We start from the raw sequence: 1,886 nt of genomic DNA, 5'->3' as shown, positions 1-1,886 counted from the left end.
AGACGCGCGACGAAAGGACCGCAAGGAGCGAGTGAAACGAGCGACTGAGGACCGCAGCGAGCGCATCGAGTCCTCGCGGCTGGGGCTTTGGAGATGTTCACCGTGGAGGAGCAACTCTCGTACCACCGAGCGGCTGGGGCTTTGGGAGTGTTCACCCCCAACCCTCGTCCAAATACGTATCGCCGAGCAGCTGGGGCTTCGGAGGCGTTCGGCGAGGATCCGCGATCAGCGACATACTCTTCGCCGACGCCGACGAACAAAGCTTTACCGCGTCGCCCGCCTAGCTCCGGCAAATGGTACTCGACGACCTCGGTTCGTCTCTGCGGGGCAGCCTCGACAAGCTCCAGGGGAAGACCCGCCTCTCCGAGAGCGACGTCGAGGAGATCGTCAAGGAGATCCAGCGTTCGCTCCTCTCCGCCGACGTCGACGTCTCCCTCGTGATGGAGCTGTCGGACTCGATAAAGACCCGCGCGCTCGAAGAGGAGCCGCCGGGCGGCACGACCGCGAAGGACCACGTTCTCAAGATCGTCTACGAGGAGATGGTCGATCTGGTGGGTGACTCCACCGAGCTCCCCCTCGAAAACCAGACGATCCTCCTCGCCGGTCTCCAGGGGTCGGGGAAGACCACCTCCGCGGCGAAGATGGCCTGGTGGTTCTCGAAGAAGGGGCTCCGCCCCGCGGTGATCCAGACCGACACTTTCCGGCCGGGCGCGTACGACCAGGCCAAGCAGATGTGCGAGCGCGCGGAGGTCGACTTCTACGGGAACCCCGACAACGACGACCCGGTCGACATCGCGCGGACCGGCCTCGAAGAGACCGAAGACGCGGACGTGCACATCGTCGACACGGCCGGGCGCCACGCGCTCGAAGACGACCTCATCGCGGAGATCGAAGAGATCGAGTCGGCCGTCGACCCCGACCGCTCGCTCCTCGTGCTCGACGCCGCCATCGGACAGGGCGCGAAGGAGCAGGCCCGCCAGTTCGAGTCGTCGATCGGCATCGAGGGCGTGATGATCACCAAGCTCGACGGGACCGCGAAGGGCGGGGGCGCGCTGACGGCGGTCAACGAGACCGACTCCTCCATCGCCTTCCTCGGGACCGGCGAGACGGTCCAGGACATCGAGCGGTTCGAGCCCTCCGGCTTCATCTCGCGGCTGCTCGGGATGGGCGACCTCAAGCAGCTCTCCGAGCGCGTCGAGCGCGCCATGGAGGAGGCTCAAGAGGAGGACGAGGACTGGGACCCCGAGGACATGCTCCAGGGCGAGTTCACCCTGAAGGACATGAAAAAGCAGATGGACGCGATGAACCGGATGGGTCCCCTCGACCAGGTGATGGACATGATCCCCGGCATGGGCGGCGGGATGATGGACCAGCTCCCGGACGACGCGATGGACGTCACTCAGGACCGGATGCGCAGGTTCGAGCGCATCATGGACTCGATGACCGAGGAGGAGCTGACGAACCCCCGCGTCGTCGGCCAGTCGCGCACCGAGCGGATCGCCCGCGGTTCCGGTACCGACGAGGAGACCGTCCGGCAGCTCCTCGAACAGCACTCGATGATGGAGGAGACGATCGGCCAGTTCCAGGGGATGGGCGAGGGGGACATGCAGCGCATGATGAAGAAGATGGGCGGCGAGGGCGGCGGCGGTCTCGGCGACATGATGGGCGGTGGCAAGGGACCGTTCTAACTACTCACCCGTCGGTGGCTTGCTCGCTCGTTTATACGTGACCGAGCGATGCTCGGTCGCTTATTTGTAAGCCATCGCTGTCGTTTATAAGGAAACCCCTTCCAAAGCCCCAGCCGCTCGGTGGTACGAGAGTAACTCCCCCGCGGTGAACATCTCCAAAGCCCCAGCCGCGAGGACTCGATGCGCTCGCTGCGGTCC

Annotated in this window: 1 protein-coding gene; it reads left to right on the top strand. The window is 65.3% G+C overall.

The genetic code is table 11. The features are described from left to right. Positions 1 to 293: 293 nt before the first annotated feature. Positions 294 to 1,688 carry a signal recognition particle protein Srp54 gene (locus SD626R_RS12600; protein ID WP_092566695.1) on the top strand — a complete coding sequence of 465 codons (1,395 nt, stop codon included), beginning with the start codon at positions 294 to 296 and terminating at the stop codon, positions 1,686 to 1,688. Positions 1,689 to 1,886 lie beyond the last annotated feature (198 nt).

It is taken from the genome of Halorubrum sp. SD626R (genome assembly GCF_001261915.1).
Classification (GTDB): Archaea; Halobacteriota; Halobacteria; order Halobacteriales; family Haloferacaceae; genus Halorubrum.
Note: the sequence above shows the minus strand (reverse complement) of the source record. Positions and strands in the feature narration are given on the sequence as shown.